This is a genomic window from Agrobacterium sp. ST15.13.015 (assembly GCF_027871645.1).
Taxonomy (GTDB): domain Bacteria; phylum Pseudomonadota; class Alphaproteobacteria; order Rhizobiales; family Rhizobiaceae; genus Agrobacterium; species Agrobacterium leguminum.
The window spans coordinates 338,078-356,439 of the sequence record NZ_JAQAHF010000002.1; the positions used below are offsets into that span (position 1 = coordinate 338,078).

The 18,362-nt window shown below is 61.6% G+C and carries 16 protein-coding genes; 8 read left to right on the top strand and 8 right to left on the bottom strand.

The genetic code is table 11. The features are described from left to right. Window positions 1–73 precede the first annotated feature (73 nt). Window positions 74–544, top strand: a complete 471-nt coding sequence (locus tag PIB16_RS04900) for a cysteine hydrolase family protein (protein WP_125145941.1) — start codon at window positions 74–76, stop codon at window positions 542–544. Between the two features lie 27 nt (window positions 545–571). Here the strand turns inward: PIB16_RS04900 and PIB16_RS04905 are convergent, their stop codons facing one another. Together PIB16_RS04905 and PIB16_RS04910 are read right to left on the bottom strand one after the other, a co-directional pair. Further along, a complete protein-coding gene (locus PIB16_RS04905; protein ID WP_271045092.1) occupies window positions 572–1,072 on the bottom strand; it encodes a hypothetical protein in 501 nt (166 codons plus the stop codon). Between the two features lie 21 nt (window positions 1,073–1,093). Continuing rightward, complete coding sequence (locus tag PIB16_RS04910) at window positions 1,094–1,867, bottom strand: NAD kinase (protein WP_271045093.1); 774 nt, start codon at window positions 1,865–1,867, stop codon at window positions 1,094–1,096. A 303-nt stretch (window positions 1,868–2,170) separates the two neighbouring features. Here PIB16_RS04910 and PIB16_RS04915 point away from each other — a divergent pair, with 303 nt between their 5' ends. Next, window positions 2,171–3,088 (top strand): PhzF family phenazine biosynthesis protein, encoded by a 918-nt coding sequence (locus tag PIB16_RS04915; RefSeq protein WP_065653944.1) that lies wholly within the window; start codon window positions 2,171–2,173, stop codon window positions 3,086–3,088. A gap of 113 nt (window positions 3,089–3,201) precedes the next feature. Here the strand turns inward: PIB16_RS04915 and PIB16_RS04920 are convergent, their stop codons facing one another. Next, window positions 3,202–9,555 carry a hypothetical protein gene (locus PIB16_RS04920; RefSeq protein WP_271045094.1) on the bottom strand — a complete coding sequence of 2,118 codons (6,354 nt, stop codon included), beginning with the start codon at window positions 9,553–9,555 and terminating at the stop codon, window positions 3,202–3,204. Between the two features lie 479 nt (window positions 9,556–10,034). On the opposite strand from PIB16_RS04920, the gene PIB16_RS04925 reads away from it, so the two are divergent. Together PIB16_RS04925 and PIB16_RS04930 are read left to right on the top strand one after the other, a co-directional pair. Beyond that, entirely contained in the window at window positions 10,035–10,403 is a 369-nt protein-coding gene (locus tag PIB16_RS04925; protein ID WP_271045095.1) for an Hpt domain-containing protein, read from the top strand. Window positions 10,404–10,533: 130 nt separating this feature from the next. After that, a complete protein-coding gene (locus tag PIB16_RS04930) occupies window positions 10,534–10,854 on the top strand; it encodes a 2Fe-2S iron-sulfur cluster-binding protein (RefSeq protein WP_003502527.1) in 321 nt (106 codons plus the stop codon). A 303-nt stretch (window positions 10,855–11,157) separates the two neighbouring features. Here PIB16_RS04930 and PIB16_RS04935 read toward each other — a convergent pair whose 3' ends face one another. After that, entirely contained in the window at window positions 11,158–11,784 is a 627-nt protein-coding gene (locus PIB16_RS04935; protein WP_003521431.1) for a DUF922 domain-containing Zn-dependent protease, read from the bottom strand. A 179-nt stretch (window positions 11,785–11,963) separates the two neighbouring features. On the opposite strand from PIB16_RS04935, the gene folP reads away from it, so the two are divergent. The 3 genes from folP to folK all read left to right on the top strand — a co-directional run bounded on the left by folP (window position 11,964) and on the right by folK (window position 13,713). After that, window positions 11,964–12,749, top strand: coding sequence for a dihydropteroate synthase (folP, locus tag PIB16_RS04940; RefSeq protein WP_142845802.1), 786 nt, complete (start codon window positions 11,964–11,966; stop codon window positions 12,747–12,749). A gap of 78 nt (window positions 12,750–12,827) precedes the next feature. Beyond that, window positions 12,828–13,193 carry a dihydroneopterin aldolase gene (gene folB, locus PIB16_RS04945; RefSeq protein ID WP_003502532.1) on the top strand — a complete coding sequence of 122 codons (366 nt, stop codon included), beginning with the start codon at window positions 12,828–12,830 and terminating at the stop codon, window positions 13,191–13,193. Window positions 13,194–13,197: 4 nt separating this feature from the next. Then, window positions 13,198–13,713 (top strand): 2-amino-4-hydroxy-6-hydroxymethyldihydropteridine diphosphokinase, encoded by a 516-nt coding sequence (gene folK, locus PIB16_RS04950; protein WP_271045126.1) that lies wholly within the window; start codon window positions 13,198–13,200, stop codon window positions 13,711–13,713. 14 nt (window positions 13,714–13,727) lie between these two features. Here the strand turns inward: folK and PIB16_RS04955 are convergent, their stop codons facing one another. The 4 genes from PIB16_RS04955 to PIB16_RS04970 all read right to left on the bottom strand — a co-directional run bounded on the left by PIB16_RS04955 (window position 13,728) and on the right by PIB16_RS04970 (window position 17,578). Continuing rightward, the gene (locus tag PIB16_RS04955) at window positions 13,728–14,288 is read right to left on the bottom strand and encodes a hypothetical protein (RefSeq protein WP_003521427.1); all 561 of its coding nucleotides are present in this window, start codon (window positions 14,286–14,288) and stop codon (window positions 13,728–13,730) included. Between the two features lie 129 nt (window positions 14,289–14,417). Further along, window positions 14,418–15,497, bottom strand: coding sequence for a YcjF family protein (locus tag PIB16_RS04960; RefSeq protein ID WP_271045096.1), 1,080 nt, complete (start codon window positions 15,495–15,497; stop codon window positions 14,418–14,420). After that, on the bottom strand, window positions 15,494–16,972 hold the full coding sequence (locus tag PIB16_RS04965) for a YcjX family protein (RefSeq protein ID WP_271045097.1): 1,479 nt from the start codon (window positions 16,970–16,972) through the stop codon (window positions 15,494–15,496). Before PIB16_RS04965 ends, PIB16_RS04960 begins: the two co-directional genes overlap by 4 nt. Before the next feature lie 129 nt (window positions 16,973–17,101). Beyond that, window positions 17,102–17,578, bottom strand: a complete 477-nt coding sequence (locus PIB16_RS04970) for a SixA phosphatase family protein (protein WP_059753198.1) — start codon at window positions 17,576–17,578, stop codon at window positions 17,102–17,104. A 302-nt stretch (window positions 17,579–17,880) separates the two neighbouring features. On the opposite strand from PIB16_RS04970, the gene dksA reads away from it, so the two are divergent. Then, window positions 17,881–18,300, top strand: a complete 420-nt coding sequence (dksA, locus tag PIB16_RS04975) for an RNA polymerase-binding protein DksA (RefSeq protein WP_003496274.1) — start codon at window positions 17,881–17,883, stop codon at window positions 18,298–18,300. Window positions 18,301–18,362 lie beyond the last annotated feature (62 nt).

Consider the following 18,362-nt stretch of genomic DNA (forward strand, 5'->3'; position numbering starts at 1 on the left):
CGCCAAGTGCGTCGATTGAAAAAGATTACCCCTCGCAAACCCATTGCGAGGGGTTTTTCGTTGGAGGACAAGCATGAAACAGGCGCTCTATATCGTTGACGTCCAGCCAAGCTTCAATCCGCCGGCTGCGCTGGTGGCGGAAATATCCGCTCTCGCCCTGACAATGCCCAGCATCGCCACTGTCGAGCGCCATGATGAAAGCGTAACACCCTTTGAGCGGCAACTCGGCTGGAAACCGGGCAGGGATGACGAGTCGCTTGTTGCGGCAGATCGCATATTCGTCAAACACGGTTATGCGCCACCCCGGGAGGTCATCGACCACCTTCTGTCGCTGAAACTCGATAGGGTGCTGGTCTGCGGCATTCAGGCCGATACCTGCGTGCTGGCCGCCGGTTTTGCGCTCTTCGATGCGGGGCTGCATCCCACGCTGTTGCCGTGGCTTACGGTGGGCTCCAGTCTCGACCGCAGCGGTGAACTCGGTGCGAGATTGTGGAAACATCATTTCGGTGCGGTTCTTGTCGGGCCGGAGGCGCTGCAAGCGTAACCTTGCCCGAGCCGCGCATCTGGCCGATCAGTTGGACGCTTTCTCGATCTTCATCTCGCCCAGCTCGTCGATCAAGATCGTCCAGCTTTCCGCTTCCTTGGCTATCGGGTCCGTCTTCAGGTAGACGGTCACGAACAGGCCGGGCGAGGTGGGTGCGCCATTCGAGCTTTCGGGACGAATATCCGTGACATAGGATTTCATCTGGCTGAATTCTTCCAGCTCGATGTTTTCCAGGAGATTCGGCCCATCGGCGGTAAAGACGATTCGCTGCAGGTAGATTTTCGCCGTGCCGTCGCCCTGGCGGATGGCGATGACCTTGTAATAGCCGCGCGTGGGCGAGGCAGGCGGCGGCCGCAACTGTCCGTCTGGGCCTTTCACCGGTTCAAGATTGCGATCTTCCCACATGCCGCTGCTGACGACGAAGATTGCCGAAACCGGCAGCGCGTCAATCGCTTCCGTCTGCGCCCGCGCGGGAAGCACGGCGGCGGCGAAAAGAAAGGCAGCGAGGATAGGTCTTGTCAGTTGCATGGCCATTGTCGATTGTGGGCGTCAATTGTTGAACTGTTCGGCGAGAACCCGGTCCGACCATGAACGATCCGGATCCGAGAGAATTCTGGCCGTCCTGTCCTGCGATTGTGCGATCCGAACGTGACGAACGGATTTCACCTCGGTGTGGTCGGCCACCGCATTCACCGGGCGCTTGTCCCGTTCGAGAACATGAATATCGACCGTTACCTTATTCGGCAAAAGCGCGCCGCGCCAGCGCCGCGGCCGGAAAGCGCTGACCGGGGTGAGCGCAAGCAGCGGCGATTCCAGCGGCAGGATGGGTCCATGGGCGGAGAAATTGTAGGCTGTCGACCCTGCCGGGGTCGCCACCATCATGCCGTCGCAGATCAATTCTTCCAGCCGCACCTTGCCGTCCACCTCCACACGAAGCTTGGCTGCCTGATGCGACTGGCGAAACAGGCTGACCTCGTTCATGGCAAGTGCCGTGAATTCGTCGCCGTCGGAATCCGTCGTCGTCATGCGCAGGGGATGGAAATCGTTGCCGCTCGCCACCGCGATGCGCTCCAGCAGGCCGTCCACCCGGTAGTCATTCATCAGGAAGCCGACGGACCCCCGGTTCATGCCATAGACCCGCTTGCCGGAATTCATCGTTTCGTTGAGAATCTGCAGCATGAAGCCATCGCCGCCGAGCGCGACAATCACTTCCGCCTCTTCGAATGGCGTATCGCCGTACATGCATTTCAGCTCTTTCAGCGCCGTCTGGGCCTCCTCGGTTGCCGAGGCGACAAAGGACAGTGAATAGGTAGAATGCGACATCCGCTTCCCTCGACAACGCGCAGACCGGAAACCGTCCACGCAAGGCGCTGTAACCCGTTGAAGCGGCTCGAAATCTTGAAACCTCGACAGGGAGGTCGATAACAAGCCGCCAGACGCACCCTTGGTACATGAAGACGGCGGCTGGCGACAAGGCCTTTCGAAGACGCAGGCGTTCCCTGGCGGCGGAGCGCACCGCTCCGGTCCACAGCTTCTTGATTTGCACCCGCCGACAAGGGTTGCGATGCGGAACGGCCTGATGCAGTTTGCCAGGGCAGTCGGAATGACGAGTGGCAGGAGACGGATGTGGCGCTGAACTACGATATCTACGATGTCTTTACCGAGACGAAAATGGCGGGAAACCCGCTGGCGGTCATGTATGACGCCGATGATCTTCCCCAGGCCACGATGCAGGCGATCGCGCGGGAGATGAATCTCTCCGAGACGGTTTTCGTCAACCGGTCCAGCAATCCGGCCCATGCGGCTTCGCTGCGCATCTTCACGCCATCGGGTGAATTGCCCTTCGCAGGCCATCCGACAGTCGGCGCGGCGGTGGCCATTGCCGAACGAAATCGCGGCGAGGGCGATGACGATATCGATATGGTCTGCGTGCTGGAAGAGCAGGTGGGTCCGGTGCGTTGCGCGGTGAAGATGCGTGCCGGCGCGGTCAGCTTCGCGGAATTCGACCTGCCGCGCAAATCGTCCCGCGTGGAACTACCGCTCGATCATACCGCGCTTGCCGATGCGTTGGGCGTCAGCGAGGCGCATCTCGGCTTTGAAAACCATGTGCCGTCGATCTGGACGGCCGGGGTGCCGTTCCTCATCGTACCGCTGCACAATATCGCCGCCATCAGGGACATGGATTTCGACGCCAATCTTTGGCTGCGCACGGCGCCGCTGGTGGAAGGACGCCTGACGGCGGCCTATATCTACTGTCGCGGCGGCGTCAATCACGCTGCGAAGTTCCACGCCCGCATGTTCTCTCCGGATATGGGCATTTCGGAAGACCCCGCCACCGGTTCCGCCGCCGCTGCCCTTTCCGGTGCCATCCACCATTTCGATGGCCTGACCGATGGCCATTATCCTCTGCTGATCGAGCAGGGCGTGGAGATGGAACGACCGTCCCATATCCACCTGCGTATGGACGTCAAGGACGGCGAAATCGCCCGCGCCCGCATCGGCGGCCACGCGGTGCGCGTTGCTTCGGGCACGTTCGAGATTTGATTTCAGCGTCACCCGCTCAGTTCGCTGTCTTCGAGGAGCGATGAAACAGCGAGCAGAGCCAAAAGAAAAACCCCGGTCTTGACCGGGGTTTTGTCATTTCAGCGTCACTCGGCTCAGTTGAACCGGCCCGCCGCATGGGCAAGCATCGTATAGACCTTGCCGGTATCGGAGGTGAGGTAGGACTGTGTCACGGTCCGGTCGCGGTCGGTGCGGGCCACGTCGGCAAGCAGCTTCTCGAAATCGGTAATGTAGCGGTCCACGGCGGTGCGGAATTCCGCTTCCCGCTCATATTTGCGCTTGATTTCGTCGAAGGTGGTCTGACCCTTCAGCGTATAGAGGCGACGGGTGAAGACGTCGCGCTCGCCGCGCTGGTAGCGCCGCCACAACTCCACGGAGGCGTCGTGATCGATGGCGCGGGCGATATCGACCGAGAGCGAGTTCAGCGATTCCACCATGTGGCGTGGATTGCGGGTGTCGGCCGCACGGGTCGGCTGCTGTTCCGCGCCGGCGCGTGGTGCGGATGCCGCTGGCGTTTCCTGCGATGCGCCGCGCAGCAAATCGCTGATCCAGCCGCCGCCTTCGTCGCGGCGTCCGGCCGGAGCACCCGGCTGAGCCGGGGCAGGCGCCTGACGGTTCTCGACCTGACGGTTCTCAAGCGGCAGGGTACCGCGCAATGCGGCCGGTGCGGGAGCGGGCTGCGGCTGAGCCGGGCGCTGCTGCTGAACCGGAGCCGGAGCTGCCGGCTGAGGACGCGTTTCGACACGGCGCTCGGCCGCTGGCTGGGTTGCGGCGATGGCGCGGGCAACCGGTTCGGAGACTTCCATCTGGTGGGTCGAACGACCAACGAGCTGGGAAATATCCTGCAGGGCCTTGATCTGTTCGGAAACGGCGCGACGCATGGCGGCAGCGCTTTCCTTGGCTTCTTCCGGCAGGTCGAAGGCGCCGCGCTTCAGTTCCGCACGGGTCGCATCCAGTTCGCGGCGGATATCGTGGCTCGAGCGGCGGATTTCGTCCGTCGCGCCGGCGAAGCGGCTCACCGCTTCTTCCACGGCCTGACGCAGCGTCTCTTTGAGGCTGGCTGCGGCGGCATTCGATTTTTCCGAGGCGCTGCCGAGAAGATTGTCGACTTCCGAAAGTGAGGATTCGACACCGCCACGCAGGCGATTGACCAGCTCGTCGGAATATTTCTGCGCGTCGGACAGCGTGCTTTCAATCGAGCGGCTGGCATCCTGACCGGCGGAGAGCAGGGCGCCCCGCATGGTCTGTGCCGCCGAACGGGCGCGCTGTTCGGTTTCATCGAGCGAGCGACCGATATCGGAGAAGGAGGCCTGCAGATTGTCGCGCAGATTGCCGGCGACGTTCTGCGAGCGCTCCTCGGCCTCGTTGAGCGTGGTTTCCACCACGCCGATGACGTTGCGCATGGCGCTTTCGATTTCCTCGGAACGCTTGACGAGGCCGACCGACAGGCTGCGCAGCGCGTCCTGGCGCTCTTCCAGAGTGCCGACGAGGCTCGACTGTGCGGCATTGAGAAGCTCGGAAGCCTGGCTCAGCACCTTCGAATGTTCCTCGAAACGGCCGACGATGCCGGCAACCTGCGCCAGCGTCTGGCCGGAAATATTCGACAGGCGGTCGATCTTTCCTTCGAGCAGACGGCTGGAGCTGGACACCATGTCGGCGGCCTGCGAGGCGGATTCGGAGAAGCGCGTCGCCGAGGCGTTCAATGCCTCGTCTGCCGCGCCGAAGCCCTGTGCGGCGCGCTCGACAGCGGAGTTGAAGTTGGTTGCCGACTGTTCGACGATCTCCGCCATGCTGTTATGGGTCTGCGACAGCATATCCGTGCTCTGGCGGGTGGCGGCCACCAGCTTGTTGGCCGCATCGCTGCCGGCGCGGGCATATTTGTCGATGCCCTGTTCGACGGCGTCCGCCATGGCCGTATGCGTTTCGGACAGCATGTCGGTGCTCTGGCGGGTCGCGGCGACGAGCTTGCTTGCCGCATCCGTTCCGGCAGCGGCATAATCGCTGATCGCCTGTTCCACCATGCCGACCATGCCGCTGTTGCTCTGCGACAGAAGGTCCGCGCTCTGCTGGGCTGCGGAAACGATCTTTTCGGCGGCTTCGCGGCCGATGGTGGCGTATTCGTCGACGACAGGCTTGGCTTTCTCCTCGATCAGGCGCGAAAGCTCGGCGGAGCGGCTGGCCAGCATCGAGTTGAGTTCGCGGGTGCGGTTGTCCAGCGCCGAGCGGATGGATTCGCCGCGGGCGTCGAGGGCGGATTCGACACTGGTGAGTGTCTCGGAAATGACGCCGACCTGAGAGCGAACGACGGCTTCAGCCTCGGCAACCTTGTTGACGATGATGTTGCCAGCCTCGGAGAAGGTCTGGGCCACGGCGGCGGCCTGACCGGAGAGACGGGTCTGCGCATCCGAAATGCGGTTGACGATCTCGCCGGAGCGTTCCTCGATGGCCTTGGTGAAGGCCTCGTTCTGCGCCTGCACCTGTTCTGCGAATTCCGAACCGGACTTGGCGAGAAGGGAGGTGGAGCGCACGGCTTCTTCGCCGATGCTCTGGGTGGCGGAGGTGACCGCGCCGCGCAGGCTGACGGCGAGATCGCTCGCCTTGCCTTCAATGGTGCGGTTGACGTTTTCAAGACCGATGGTCAACGCCCGGTCCATGGTGCCGAGGCGTTCATCGATACGGGCCGTGCCGGTATCGAAGGTTTCTGCCAGGCGGCTGGTCCGGTTTTCGAACGTGTCTGCGACACGTGTGGTCTGTTCGTCCAGAATGCCCGTGATACGCTCGGCCGCCTCGTCGCTGGCGCGGGCGAACACGGCCGTCTTGTCTTCCAGCGCTTCGGCAAAGCGGCGGCCGGCGTCCTCGATCGAGGTGTTTACATTGGCCAGATCGCCGCCGACGCGAGCCTGCAGCGTATCGAGCGAGGTCTCGATACGGGCGCCGGTCTCATCGAGACGGGTGGTGACATTGCCGATGGAGGTCTCGATTTTCGAGGACAGGGCATCCGTCGCACCGCCGATTTCGCGGGCAGCTTCGCCGATCTTGACGGCGATGTCGCCGGCGCTGTTGCGCAGGCGCTCTTCCAGCGTCTGCGCACTGCCGTCGATCGCCTTCTGCAGCGCTTCCTGCTGGGTTTCGAGAGACAGTTCGAGCATGCTGGCGCTGGAGGCGACCGTGGTGCCGATCATCATCGCCTGTTCGGAGAGCATGTCGCCCATCTGGGTCGTGGCGGAGCTGAGCGTCGCGGCAAGATCCGCCTGGCGCTGATCGAGCGCGGTGCGAATATCCTTATGCGATTGCGACAGATTGCTTTCGAGGCGGGACACACCTTCTTCCACCGTCTGGGCAAAACGGGTGCTGCCGTCTTCAACGACGCTTTCAATGCGGTTGGCCGCACCCGAGACGCTCTGCTCGATCAGGCCGCTATTGCGCTCCAGCGATCCGGCAATGCGTTCAGCCTGCGAACCGAGCATGGTTTCGAGCCGCTCATGGCCGCTGGCAAGCGCGTTTTCAAGCGTGAATGCGGTGGCTTCGAGGCGCTGGCCGACGCCGGCTGCCGCAAGCGAAAGCGACGATGCTCTGGCATCCATAGCCTCGGCAATTCGGTCCTCGACGCCGGAAATCGCCATGTCGAGCGCCATGGTGCGGCTGTCGAGCGCGTCCGCGATGCGCTCCTCCGCACCGGAGACGATGCCAGAGAGGGCCGCAGTACGGCTATCGAGCGCGCCGGCAATGCGGTCTTCGACACCGGAAACGGCATTCTGCAGCGCTGTGGTGCGACCGTCGAGAATATCGGCGATCTTTTCCTCGACACCGGAAAAGCTCATATCGAGCGCCATGGTGCGGCTGTCGAGCACATCGGTGATCCGCTCTTCCGCGCCGGAAACGACGGTCTTCAGCGACTCGGTTCGGCTGTCGAGCGCCCCGGCAATACGGGTCTCGGCGCCGGCAACCAGCTCGCCAAGGGCTGCGGTGCGGGTGTCGAGCGCTTCGGCGATTTTTTCTTCCGCGCCGGAGAATGCCATGTCGAGCGCCATGGTACGGCTGTCGAGCGCATCGGCGATGCGTTCTTCGGCACCGGAGACCACGGCGTTGAGGGCTGCGGTGCGGCCATCCAGCGTTTCCGCAATGCGGGTTTCAGCACCGGCGACCACGTCTCCGAAGGTGGCCGTGCGGCTGTCGAGCGCGCCGGCAATCTTTTCCTCAGCACTTGCGACAATGCCGGTGAGGGCAGAGGTGCGGTTGTCGAGCGTCTCGGAAAGTCTTTCCTCGACATTGGCAAAGGTCATGTCGAGCGACAGCGTGCGGCTGTCCATCGTGTCGGCAATACGTTCCTCGACGCCGGAAATGGCGCTGGAAAGCGCGGCCGTGCGGCCGTCAAGCGTATCGGCGATACGGCTCTCCGCGCCGGAGACGACGTCATGCAGGGCAGCCGTACGACTTTCCAGCGTGTCGGAAATGCGGTCCTCGATGCCGGAAACCGCGCCGGTGATGGCTGCTGCCCGGGTTTCGAGCGTTTCGGCAAGACGGCGCTCGACATCAGCGACGACGCTGTTGATCGCGGCGGCACGTTCGTCGAGCATGGCGGCGAGACGTTCGGCCGTGCCGGAGACGGAGCCGGTAATCGCCATCGAACGGCTGGCGAGCGCTTCGTCGAAACGGTTCTGGCTGGCCGAAAGCGCGCCGAACAGGGCATTGCTGCGCTCCGCCAGCACGGCGTCGATCTTCTCGTGCGAACTGGTGAAGGCATCGGTGATTTCGGCGGTACGCTGGCCAATTGCGTCGCTGAAGGCCTGTGTCCGGCTTTCAAGCGCGCTTTCCAGCATTTCCTGACCCGTGCCAAGCGCGGTTGCGAGCGCCAGCGATTGATCGGTCATGGTGGTGCCGATGCGCTCCAGACCGGCGCTCAGCATGGTGTCGAGCGCTTCGGAGCCGCCGGCAACGGTTTCGTTGATGCGGGCGAGGCTTTCCATCAGCTTGCTGTCGAGGCTGCCGGCGCGCTGGTCGAAGGCGCTGGCGAACTGCGCGACATGCTCGTCGAAGGCGGAGTTGACCTGGCCGACCGTCGCCTGCATCCGCTCTTCGTAGAGGCCGGAGCGAAGGTCGAGATCCATGATCGCATCGTCCGCCGTGCTCTGCAGGCTCTGGCGGAAGGAGAGACCCTTTTCCTCAAGCGTAGTGGACAGCTTGTCGAGAACGGTATCCAGCGAACCGCCGATGATCTGCTGGCCGCGGTCGATATTGCGGTTGAGTTCGAGCGTGCGCGTGGACAGCGTCTCGTTGAGCTGGCGAGTGCGCTCTTCAAGCGCGCTGTTGAGGCTTTCCGCACCGCTATCCAGCGTCGACGCATGGATTGCGAAACGCTCGAGCAGGACTTCACCGCGCTCATCCAGCGTCGAGGTGAGGTTGTGCAGGCGCATGTCGAATTCGTTGGACAGCGTCGCGCCGGAGGAATTCAGCGCCCGAAGCAGGTTTTCGGTCTTGGCGGCGATCAGGCTGCCCATCGCTTCGGTCGAGGCGCGCGATTTTTCCAAAAGCGCGGCCGAGCGGGTGTCGATCATCGAGGCGAAAGCCTCGCCGGTGGTGGCGATCCGCATCGAAAGCTCTTCACCGACGATGGAAAGCTCTTCCTTGATCTGTTCCTGCGCGCCGACGATGGAGGAGCGGATACGCTCGGCGTGATTGACGATGGCGTCTCGCTCGGCGGTCAGTTCCTGCACGAGGCTGCGCACGCGCAGTTCGTTGTCGGCATAGCTGCGCTCAAGTGCGTTGACCTCGGAATGCACGAGGGTTTCGAGTTCCGTCGCGCGGGCGATTGTGCGCTCGATACCGTCATTCATGGCCGAGACTTCACGGCGAACCGCCTGGCCGACGGACATGATGCGGTCAGACGCGACCGTTTCCGGCTCGGCAAGGCGAAGGGCGACTTCGGCCATGGAGCGGGCGGCGTTGCGCAGATCGCGGGCGCGCGCCATCATGATCGCAAAGGCGAAGAACAGCATGATGGGAACGAGGATGCCGACGACGATAGCCATCAGGCCGGGGATCGCGGTGAGATCGGCCAGCGAGGCGATGTTCCACAGCGCGTTGCCATAAAGAAGATGAGCGATGCCAAGACCGCCGAGCGCCCAGATGACCGACATGATCGTGGCGTTGCGCAGCGCGCCGCCGATGGAGCCGCCTTCCAGCGATTTCAGGATCATGGCCGGGCTGCGCTTGGAGCCGTCATTGGCCGCTTCGAGATTGGGCGATCTGGGCGTCTGTTCGGCAGGCGCGCGGGCGGCCTCTGGAGCAGGGGTCGGTCTGCTTGCTTCCTTCAATCTGGCCTCCGGCTGCTTCGGCGCTGCAGTTTTCCGCGTCTCCGGCTTTTCTTCGAAAGCGCCAAGCTGCAGGGCGTCTTCCAACGCCTGAAATGCAGTCTCGTCGACAGAGTCGCTGATCTTGTTATTCGCCATGCGGTTACGCCTCGTTACACATACGCCCGGCTTCATGCCGTTGACCACTTGCGTTCCGCAAGCGGACTGCCGCCATCATGCCAGCGGAACATTATCCCTTGAAGAGAGAACAATTCCGCCATTTACCAAATCCCGAATTGCTGGTGGTCCAGCTTTCGGGCGAAATTACATCACTGTGCCGCAATAACAAAGCTTGAGCTTAAGCCTCGTGAGAACGGCAGTACCGTAGTGACACATTTAGGTGTTCGAAACAATTAATGCGGATTTGCGGCGGTGGCGAAGTGTCGGCTTTTTAACAGTTTTTAAACCTGAGTTTCACGCTGAACGCCTTGTTTCGCATAAGTTTAACATAAATTAACCATAGCAGAAGATTTTCGCCTGCGTCACGCCGTAATTTAAGCCGATAGCAGCGGCCCGGATGCGTGAATACGACACAGATGTGACACGAAACAGGAAACGGCGAGACAGGAATTTCAGCCATGGCAGCGGTCAGTATTGCTTTCGAAGCTCCCGACAATTGCGGCGGTGCGCCCGCCGCCGGTAAAAAACCGATCGATTTCGATCATCTCGCCCGGCAGACGATGGGCGACAAGGATCTGGAGATCGAAGTGCTGCAACTCTTCAGCCGCAACGCCCGCGCCGCTCTGCATGAAATGGCAGGCGCCGACGACAAGGCTGTCATGGCGACGGCCCATCGGTTGAAGGGGTCTGCGCAGGCCGTCGGCGCCTCGGCCGTTTCCGCGGCCGCAGCCGCGGTGGAGGACAAGGGCAATGACAGCGCGGCGATAGCAAAACTCGCGGCGACCATCGTCGAGGCCGAAAATTTCATCCTCAAGCTCTGCCGCTGAGGCGCAACATATCAAATTTGGCATTTTGCAAGGCCGGTTGCGTCTGTGCGCCCTTGAAGCGGGTTGCCAAGGCGGACCGGCCTTTCTATGTGTTTAGAACAGTTCTTAGATCACATTTTGGATTTCCGGCATGACAAAACTGACCATCGTTGCCTTTGATGGCACGCCCCATGAACTCGACGTGAGCAATGGCTCCACCGTCATGGAGAATGCGGTGCGCAACTCCATTCCCGGCATCGATGCCGAATGCGGCGGCGCCTGCGCCTGTGCGACCTGTCATGTCTATGTCGACGACGCCTGGGCCGAGCGCGTCGGCGGCCCGGAACCGATGGAAGAAGATATGCTGGACTTCGCCTTTGACGTGCGCCCCACCTCGCGCCTTTCCTGTCAGATCAAGATGAACGACGAGCTCGATGGTCTCGTCGTTCATGTTCCCGAACGTCAGGGCTGACATCTTTCGTCATTGCTAAACGCAGAAAAAGCCCCGCTCACCTGGTAGCGGGGAGCGGGGCGAGGCGGGTACGCAGCATGCAGGCGAGGGAGGAAACACCTGCGAGCCCTCAAGTGCGCACCGGGAGAACCGGAGACGGCTGGAGCCCTCAAGCCGCTTGGCCGAATGGTCCGATACCGTACGAAGAACGTACAATGAGTCTTGGCGACGGCACCATCACGAGAATTCACGGGTGATATCGGACATGACGTAACGTCATGTCCGCGCTTGATGTTAAGGGAATGAGATGGGGTATAAGACCGCTCAGCGGCGGTTCTGGCCCTGCTCGAGCCGGTTTTTCAAAAGCCGTGTCATGCGGGCATCGAAATTTTTCGATTCCACCACATCGAAGCGCATCTGGTCCTTGTCATGCTCGTCCATCACCGTCTGGGTGATCTTGCCGACCATTTCCTGCAGCGTCTCGCAGCTTTTCTGCGGGCGAAGCGACGTCAGCTGTCTTTCAAGCGAGCGGGCGTGGGTGCGGGCGATTTCCGCGTGGCGCTCCTCGTGGCGCTTGATATCGGCAAGCAGCGTATCCCAGATGAAGGCCAGTTCCGCCGTGGTGCGGCGACGGTTTTTCCATTGCGGCAGGAGAATGCGGGTGTTCAGCACCACTTTGGCCGTACCGACGCTGCAAAGGCCGTTTTTCTCGACATAGGTGAGCTCGCCGCCGAATTTGATTTCCGTGGCGCCTGGATGGCGCGCGCCGGTATTGCGCGTCAGCGGGCCGTGCCTGGAAAGCTGCTGGTCGAGGTCAGCGGCGGTTTTGCCGCTGATCGAAAAATAGGAATAGGTCTTGCGGACGATGGTTTCGGAAAAAGCCGATCCGGGTAGGGAAAGTGCCACCGCGGCCGCTAAAGCGGCGCAAAGAGCACGTGATGATTTGGTCATGACCCGGCCTTCCGGTTGAACTTGAAAAAGGTTTGCTGCATAGGCGGAGCGGAACTTATAAGAATTGGCATAACACTCCGTTATTCCCGAAAGGCGCGTGTTACGTGATAACAGCCGGCAGCAACGCGTGGCAAGCGGCTCATGGCCGCTCCCTGAAACTTGATGGGCGTGGCCGTATTATGGCCATCGTCAATGCAACCCCCGATTCCTTTTCCGATGGCGGCCGTTATCTCGCCGTCGATGCGGCTTTTTCCCATGCGCTGACCTGCGTGGAGGAAGGCGCTGACATCATTGATATCGGCGGCGAATCCACCCGGCCGGGAGCGGCTGCGGTAACGGAAGCCGAAGAACAGGACCGGGTGCTTCCCGTCATCGAAAAATTGCGCCGCGAAACGGATGTGCTGATTTCCGTCGATACCTATCGCGCCTCCACAGCGCGGCTGGCGGTCGGGGCAGGCGCACATATCGTCAATGACGTCTTCGGCCTGCAGAAAGACCCGGAGATGGCCGGTGTGGTCGCCGCCACCCGCGCCGGCGTATGCATCATGCATACCGGCCGCGACCGGCAGAAGCTTGCGGATGTCATCGCCGACCAGTTCGTATTCCTCAATCGCTCGCTGGAGATCGCCGAGGATGCGGGTATTGCCCGTGACGCCGTCGTGCTCGATCCCGGTTTCGGTTTCGCCAAGGACGAGAGCGAAAATGTCGCGCTGATGGCGCGTTTCGGCGAACTTGCCGCCTTCGGCCTGCCGGTTCTGGCCGGCACGTCGCGCAAGCGTTTCATCGGGTCGCTGACGGGCCGGGATGCGGCCCATGAACGCGATATCGGAACGGCTGCGACAACCGCGATCCTGCGGCTTGCCGGCGCTTCGATTTTTCGCGTGCACAATGTCGCCGCAACCCGCGATGCGCTGGCAATCGCCGATGCGGTTCTTGCCAAAACGTCGGCAAAGGCCGATGCGTAGATCAACGAGTGCCGGAATGCCGTGTCCGGAAGGTGGCGCGGCTTTTTGGCGAAACAGTCCTGCCATGGAGGCGATGCGATGAGCCGCTATACCATCATCCTGAAAAACTGTTCCTTTTTCGCCCGTCATGGCCTTCTTGAGCAGGAGGAGGTGCTGGGCCAGCGCTTTTTCGTCGATGCCGAGATGGAAGTCGAGGCGGGTGATGCGCTGGAAACCGACGATATCGAAAATACCGTCGATTATGGCGTGGCTTTCGCCGTCATCGAAAAAATCGTCGTCGGCCAGCGCCGTTATCTCATTGAGGCGCTTGCGAACGACATCGCCAAGGCGCTTCGCGCCCGTTATCCGCAGATCGTCTGGCTCAGGATCACGGTACGCAAACCCTCGGCGCCGGTTCCGGGCATTCTCGATTATGCGCAGGTGAGCGTTGAACACCGTGCCTGAAAAGATGACCGTCGCCGCCTTGGGGCTCGGCGGCAATATCGGCGATCCTGCCGCCGCCATGGCAAGCGCACTGCGCGAACTCGATGCGCGTGACGATTGCCGCCTGCTGGCCGTGTCCGACCTTTACCGCACGCCGCCCTGGGGCAAGACGGATCAGGCGGATTTTTTCAATTGCTGCGCCTTGGTCGAAACCTCGCTTTCAGCGCCTGGGCTGCTGCAATTATGCCTCGACATCGAAAAGGGTATGAAGCGGGTGCGCACGGAGCGCTGGGGGCCGCGCACCATCGATATCGATGTGCTGACCTATGGGAATGAATCTCTCGTAACGGAAAGCATCGAGGTGCCGCATCCGCGCATGACGGAGCGCGCTTTCGTGCTGATACCGCTTGCCGATATCGCGCCCGACCTTGAGGTAAAAGGCAGGCCCGTGCGGGAATGGCTTCAGCAGGCGGACAAGACCGGCATTGTCAGCGCAAACGAAAAACGGGAGTGGTGGACACTCCCGCTTGGCGATGGCTGAGAAGAGTATGGCTTTTACGGCTTGATCGAACCAACGGCGAGCTGGTCGATATCGCGCGCCAGCGTCACGCCGATGACCGGGATCATCTGGTCGGCGACCTTGACCGAAATGGTAATGTTCATCGAATTGTCGTTCGAGACGCGGGCGACCATTGCACCGTTGAGCTTGGCGCGGTTGATGCCGACGACGACCTTGTCGCCGCTGACCTGTCCGGAGGTGATGTCCAGTCCCTTGCCTTCAGCACCGTCGAGGAATTTGCCCTCGTAAGAGTTGCCCTTCTGGCTGATGACGGCAGACATGGGCTGGCTGAAGACGCCGACGCGGCAGGTGCCGCCGAGCTTGATGCCGGTCTGCTTGTCGTCGAGCGGCTCGCCCGTCAGATCGCAGGTGAACTTCGTGCCCTTGTATTTGCCGGCGACGATTTCGCCCGGGCCTTTCCACACACCGGCCACGGAGCGGAAGAACACGTCGTCGCGATCGCGTGATGCGGCATGGACGTCAGACATGCCGAAACCGCCGCTGACGGACAATATGGCGGCAAGTCCGCCCACAAGCGAAAAGAAGCGCGAATACATGATACTTTCCCCGGCGAAGATGCCTGTTCGATAGGCTGCAATCTACCGGCGGAATGGTTAATGCTTGGTTTATTTTGCTCTCATTTGCGGCTTCGTTCGTAACCTTTTGAACCGCCCAAGCCCGGGCAATCAGGCTTTTTCACCGGTTTTTCCACCGCTTAAATCGGGTGTGAGGTCGGACATGAAATCGCCGATCCCCGGCCGCTTCACCGCCCGGAACGGCAGCGGACGGCACAGATCCATCGCGGCAATGCCGATTCGCGCCGTCATCAGGCCGTTGATGACGCCTTCGCCGAGTCGCGCCGAGAGTTTCGAGGCAAGACCGTGGCCGAGAACCTGCTGGGCGAGCCCGTCGCCAACGGCGATCGAGCCCGTGACGGCAAGATGGGCGACGACATCGCGCAGGAGCTTCAGCATACCGAGTGTGCCGGGACGGCCGCCATAAAGCTCCGCCATGGCGCGCACCAGCCGCGTCACTTCAAACAGCACATAAGCGAGATCGACCACCGCGCGCGGGCTGACGGCGGTGACGACGGAGACGCGCTTGGACGAATTGAGAATGAGGGCGCGGGCCTGCCTGTCGAGCGGCACGAGCAACTCACGTTCGGCAAGCTCGATCAGATGCGGGCCGTCGATGACATCGTTTTCCGTTTCCTTCAGCGCCGCACGCCCCTTGGCCGTTTCGGCCCTGTGGGAGAGAACGGCATTCAGGCGGGTGACGATGGCGCGTGCGGGTTTCGGGCTCTTGTCGAGGCTCGCCGTCTCGGCATCGGCCTTCAAGGATTGCACGGCGTTAAGCCGCATGATGCCGAAGACTTCCCGGCCGACGAGAACGAGAACGGCGAAAAGCGCCACAATAAGAGCGATAGTGGCCGTGTAACCCAGCCAGTCGGAACGGGAAAACAGGTTGCGGATGAGCTGATCCGCCCAGAGCCCGAAGGCGAGCGAGAACAGGACGCCAAGCGCGCCGAGCGCAAGTTTGCCGAAGGAGAAGCGGCTTTTCTTCGGAGACGCCACCGGCAGCGCGGCGGCATCGATCTCCTCAGGCGCCAGAAACGGATCGTCCTCGTCGGGCGTCAGCGAAATCTTGGCGTCGAAGCTGCGCGGCGCGCGTTTCTGTGCGGCGGACGGTCGTGCCGTCTCTTCGGTTTCAAGCGTGAAAGCCGCCGGGCGGCGCGCCTGCGGATCGTTTTGTGTGGGAAGCTTCATGCGAGCTTGTCTCCGAACAGGAACTGCATGGCGCGGTCGAGCCTGATATGGGGAACGGAAAGGCGGATGCCGCCGCTGCCCGGCTCGTCTATATTCGGCGGGCGGAAGCGCACGACATTGATGTCCGGCAGCGACGCCTTGTCGCCATCCCTGTCGATGCTGCGGAAAAGCGGTTCTGGATCCTCGGGCAGATCGCCGGGAAAGATCGCCGTCTTGCGATTGCCGTCGAAGGTCTCGCCATTGATGGTTTCACCGGCCATGGGCGTGCCGACGATAACGGGCAGCTCGTGGCCATCCTGTCGCACGCTTGCCTCTCTGGTGGCGCGCACGGAAGCGAGCGCCATGACCTCGATGCCGGCGCCATTCATGCCGATGGTGGTGATGGCGCGGTCCACCAGACGGCGGGTCAGGCGCTCCAGCCGGTCGTGGCTTTCGTGATGCAGATGATCGGCCTTGGTGGCGGCAATCAGCACCTTGTCGATACGCCTGCCGATCAGCGACGACAGCAGACTGTTGGTGCCGGGGCGGAAACAGGCAAGGACATCGCCCAGCGCCCGCTCCAGATCCTGCACGGCTTCAGGGCCGCGATTGACCGCCTGCAGCGTGTCGATCAGAACGATCTGCCGGTCGAGGCGGGCGAAATGCTCGCGGAAGAAGGGTTTGACCACAATCGACTTGTAGGCGTCATAGCGCCGTTCCATCATGGCGCGCAGCGAGCCTTTCGGCGCTTTCTCATCCGTCAGGCCGGGAAGCGGTGCGAAGGTCAGCGCGGGCGACCCTTCCAGATCGCCGGGCATCAGGAAACGGCCGGGCGGCAGGGTGGAAAGCGATCTTTCATCGGATTTGCAGGCCTTCAGATAGGCTGCGAAACTTTCGGCCAGACGTCGGGCCGTCATCTCGTCGGCCGGTGCGTTGATATCGAGCGAAGAGGCGATCGCCAGCCATTCCTGCGCCAGTTCGGCGCGGATGCCGCTTCCGGCAAGGGCGACGGTCGCGTCGCTGAACTGTTTATAGTCCTGCGACAGAAGCGGCAGGTCGAGCAGCCATTCGCCGGGATAATCGACAATATCGATGGAGAGCTTACCGGCCGAAAACCATCGGCCCCAGCCGCTGGCGCTCTGATAATCCAGCGTTATCCTGAGTTCCGAGATCGCCCGTGTCGAATCCGGCCACAGCCGGTCGCGCACCAGCGCCTGAATATGATCCTCATATTGAAAACGCGGAATGGCGTCATCCGGCTGCGGCTCCAGCCGCACATTCGAGACACGTCCGGACCGCATCGCCTCGAACAGCGGCAGCCGGCCGCCGTTCAGGAGATTGTGGACGAGGGAAGAGATGAAAACCGTCTTGCCCGCCCGCGAAAGGCCGGTGACGCCAAGCCGCAATGTCGGGTGGGTGAGGTTGCTCGCACGGTCGGCCAGATTATCGAATGCGATAAGCGCGCTGTCTGTCAGGGACGTAAGAGAAGGCGGCAATGGCAGTTTCCTGGCTGTGTTTAACGGTCACGGCTGCAATATAGGAAGGTATGGCTGCCCAAAAAAGAAGCGCTCCAGCGGATTTTCAGCAGGGCGGCTTTGCAAAATTCGTAGGAAGGGCCGCAGCGATTATTTGCCCGGCGCGAGAAAATCGACCAGCCGCCAGCTGTTTTTACCGTTTGCGGCGCTGTCATCATGGTCGAGAACCGCAAGGCCCGATGTCGGAAAACCCGAGGGCAGGGCGGCATGCAGCAAATCTTCGCCGATCATCGCTTCCAGCGTCGCCTCCATGGTGGGGTTGTGGCCCACCAGCATCACCGATTGCGCCTGCGCCTGCGCGGCGATGAGGGAGAGGTAGGTTTCGCTGCGCGCATTATACATTTCATCGACGTAGAAGATGTCTATGCCTTCGTTGAACGCCCGCTGCCAGGCCTGCGTGGTCTGCCGGCAACGCGCGGCCGTGGATGACAGAAGCAGATCGGGGCGGTAATGCCGGTCGGCGGCAAGGTCGGCGATGACTTCCGCCTCGGCAAAACCGGCTTCGTTCAATCCCCGGTCGAAATCCCGTTCTCCCGGCGCCGCCCAGGCGGCCTTGGCGTGGCGCAGAAGATAAACTCGGCTCGGGGAAGATGCTGTCAAGGGCGGGGACCGGCGTTCGAATGTCAGGGCACGGGTTGAATGCTACAGGATAGGGTTGCAGGACCGCAAGTCCTCTTTCCTGTTGGTAAGTCGCGTTGAAGTGATTGAAGAAGAGTTCGCTTCAATACGAATAAAGGATAAAAATTAGTCATTTAGATGATTTTTGTGTCAGTTTTAAAAATGCCTGAAAACTGATCTGCAGACTTGAATCGGCCACTATCATTGGAGTATACACCGCCGCATTGAGATGTTCTTCGAGGAGAATCGCGTTGAGTGAGAAGATCGATCTTAGCAAATATGTGCTCTCGGAAGACGATGAGTTCATGAATGCCAGCCAGCGGGCTTACTTCCGCGCGAAGCTGGTCGCCTGGAAAAATGACATCCTGAGAGAAGCGCGCGAGACCCTCGGACATCTCGCCGAAGAAAGCGCCAACCACCCCGATCTCGCCGATCGGGCTTCCTCCGAAACGGACCGGGCGATCGAACTTCGCGCCCGCGACCGTCAGCGCAAGCTGATTTCAAAGATCGATGCAGCTCTTCAGCGGATCGAAGACGGCACTTACGGTTACTGTGAGGAAACGGGCGAGCCTATCGGCCTCAAGCGTCTGGACGCCCGCCCGATTGCAACGCTTTCCATCGAGGCGCAGGAGCGTCACGAGCGTCGCGAAAAAGTCTATCGCGACGAATAAGGCGCTGCGGCCGAGAGGTCGGCAAATCGCATGACAAATAATAAGGGCACGGAAATCGTTTC

Bases quoted from the DNA above. Each gene is read 5' to 3' on its own strand.
- PIB16_RS04900 (WP_125145941.1), top strand. From the start codon at position 74: ATGAAACAGGCGCTCTATATCGTTGACGTCCAGCCAAGCTTCAATCCG.
- PIB16_RS04910 (WP_271045093.1), bottom strand. From the start codon at position 1,867: ATGTCGCATTCTACCTATTCACTGTCCTTTGTCGCCTCGGCAACCGAG.
- PIB16_RS04960 (WP_271045096.1), bottom strand. From the start codon at position 15,497: ATGAAGCTTCCCACACAAAACGATCCGCAGGCGCGCCGCCCGGCGGCT.
- PIB16_RS04925 (WP_271045095.1), top strand. From the start codon at position 10,035: ATGGCAGCGGTCAGTATTGCTTTCGAAGCTCCCGACAATTGCGGCGGT.
- PIB16_RS04920 (WP_271045094.1), bottom strand. From the start codon at position 9,555: ATGGCGAATAACAAGATCAGCGACTCTGTCGACGAGACTGCATTTCAG.
- folB (WP_003502532.1), top strand. From the start codon at position 12,828: ATGAGCCGCTATACCATCATCCTGAAAAACTGTTCCTTTTTCGCCCGT.
- PIB16_RS04935 (WP_003521431.1), bottom strand. From the start codon at position 11,784: ATGACCAAATCATCACGTGCTCTTTGCGCCGCTTTAGCGGCCGCGGTG.
- folK (WP_271045126.1), top strand. From the start codon at position 13,198: ATGACCGTCGCCGCCTTGGGGCTCGGCGGCAATATCGGCGATCCTGCC.
- PIB16_RS04930 (WP_003502527.1), top strand. From the start codon at position 10,534: ATGACAAAACTGACCATCGTTGCCTTTGATGGCACGCCCCATGAACTC.
- folP (WP_142845802.1), top strand. From the start codon at position 11,964: ATGGCCATCGTCAATGCAACCCCCGATTCCTTTTCCGATGGCGGCCGT.
- PIB16_RS04905 (WP_271045092.1), bottom strand. From the start codon at position 1,072: ATGCAACTGACAAGACCTATCCTCGCTGCCTTTCTTTTCGCCGCCGCC.
- PIB16_RS04955 (WP_003521427.1), bottom strand. From the start codon at position 14,288: ATGTATTCGCGCTTCTTTTCGCTTGTGGGCGGACTTGCCGCCATATTG.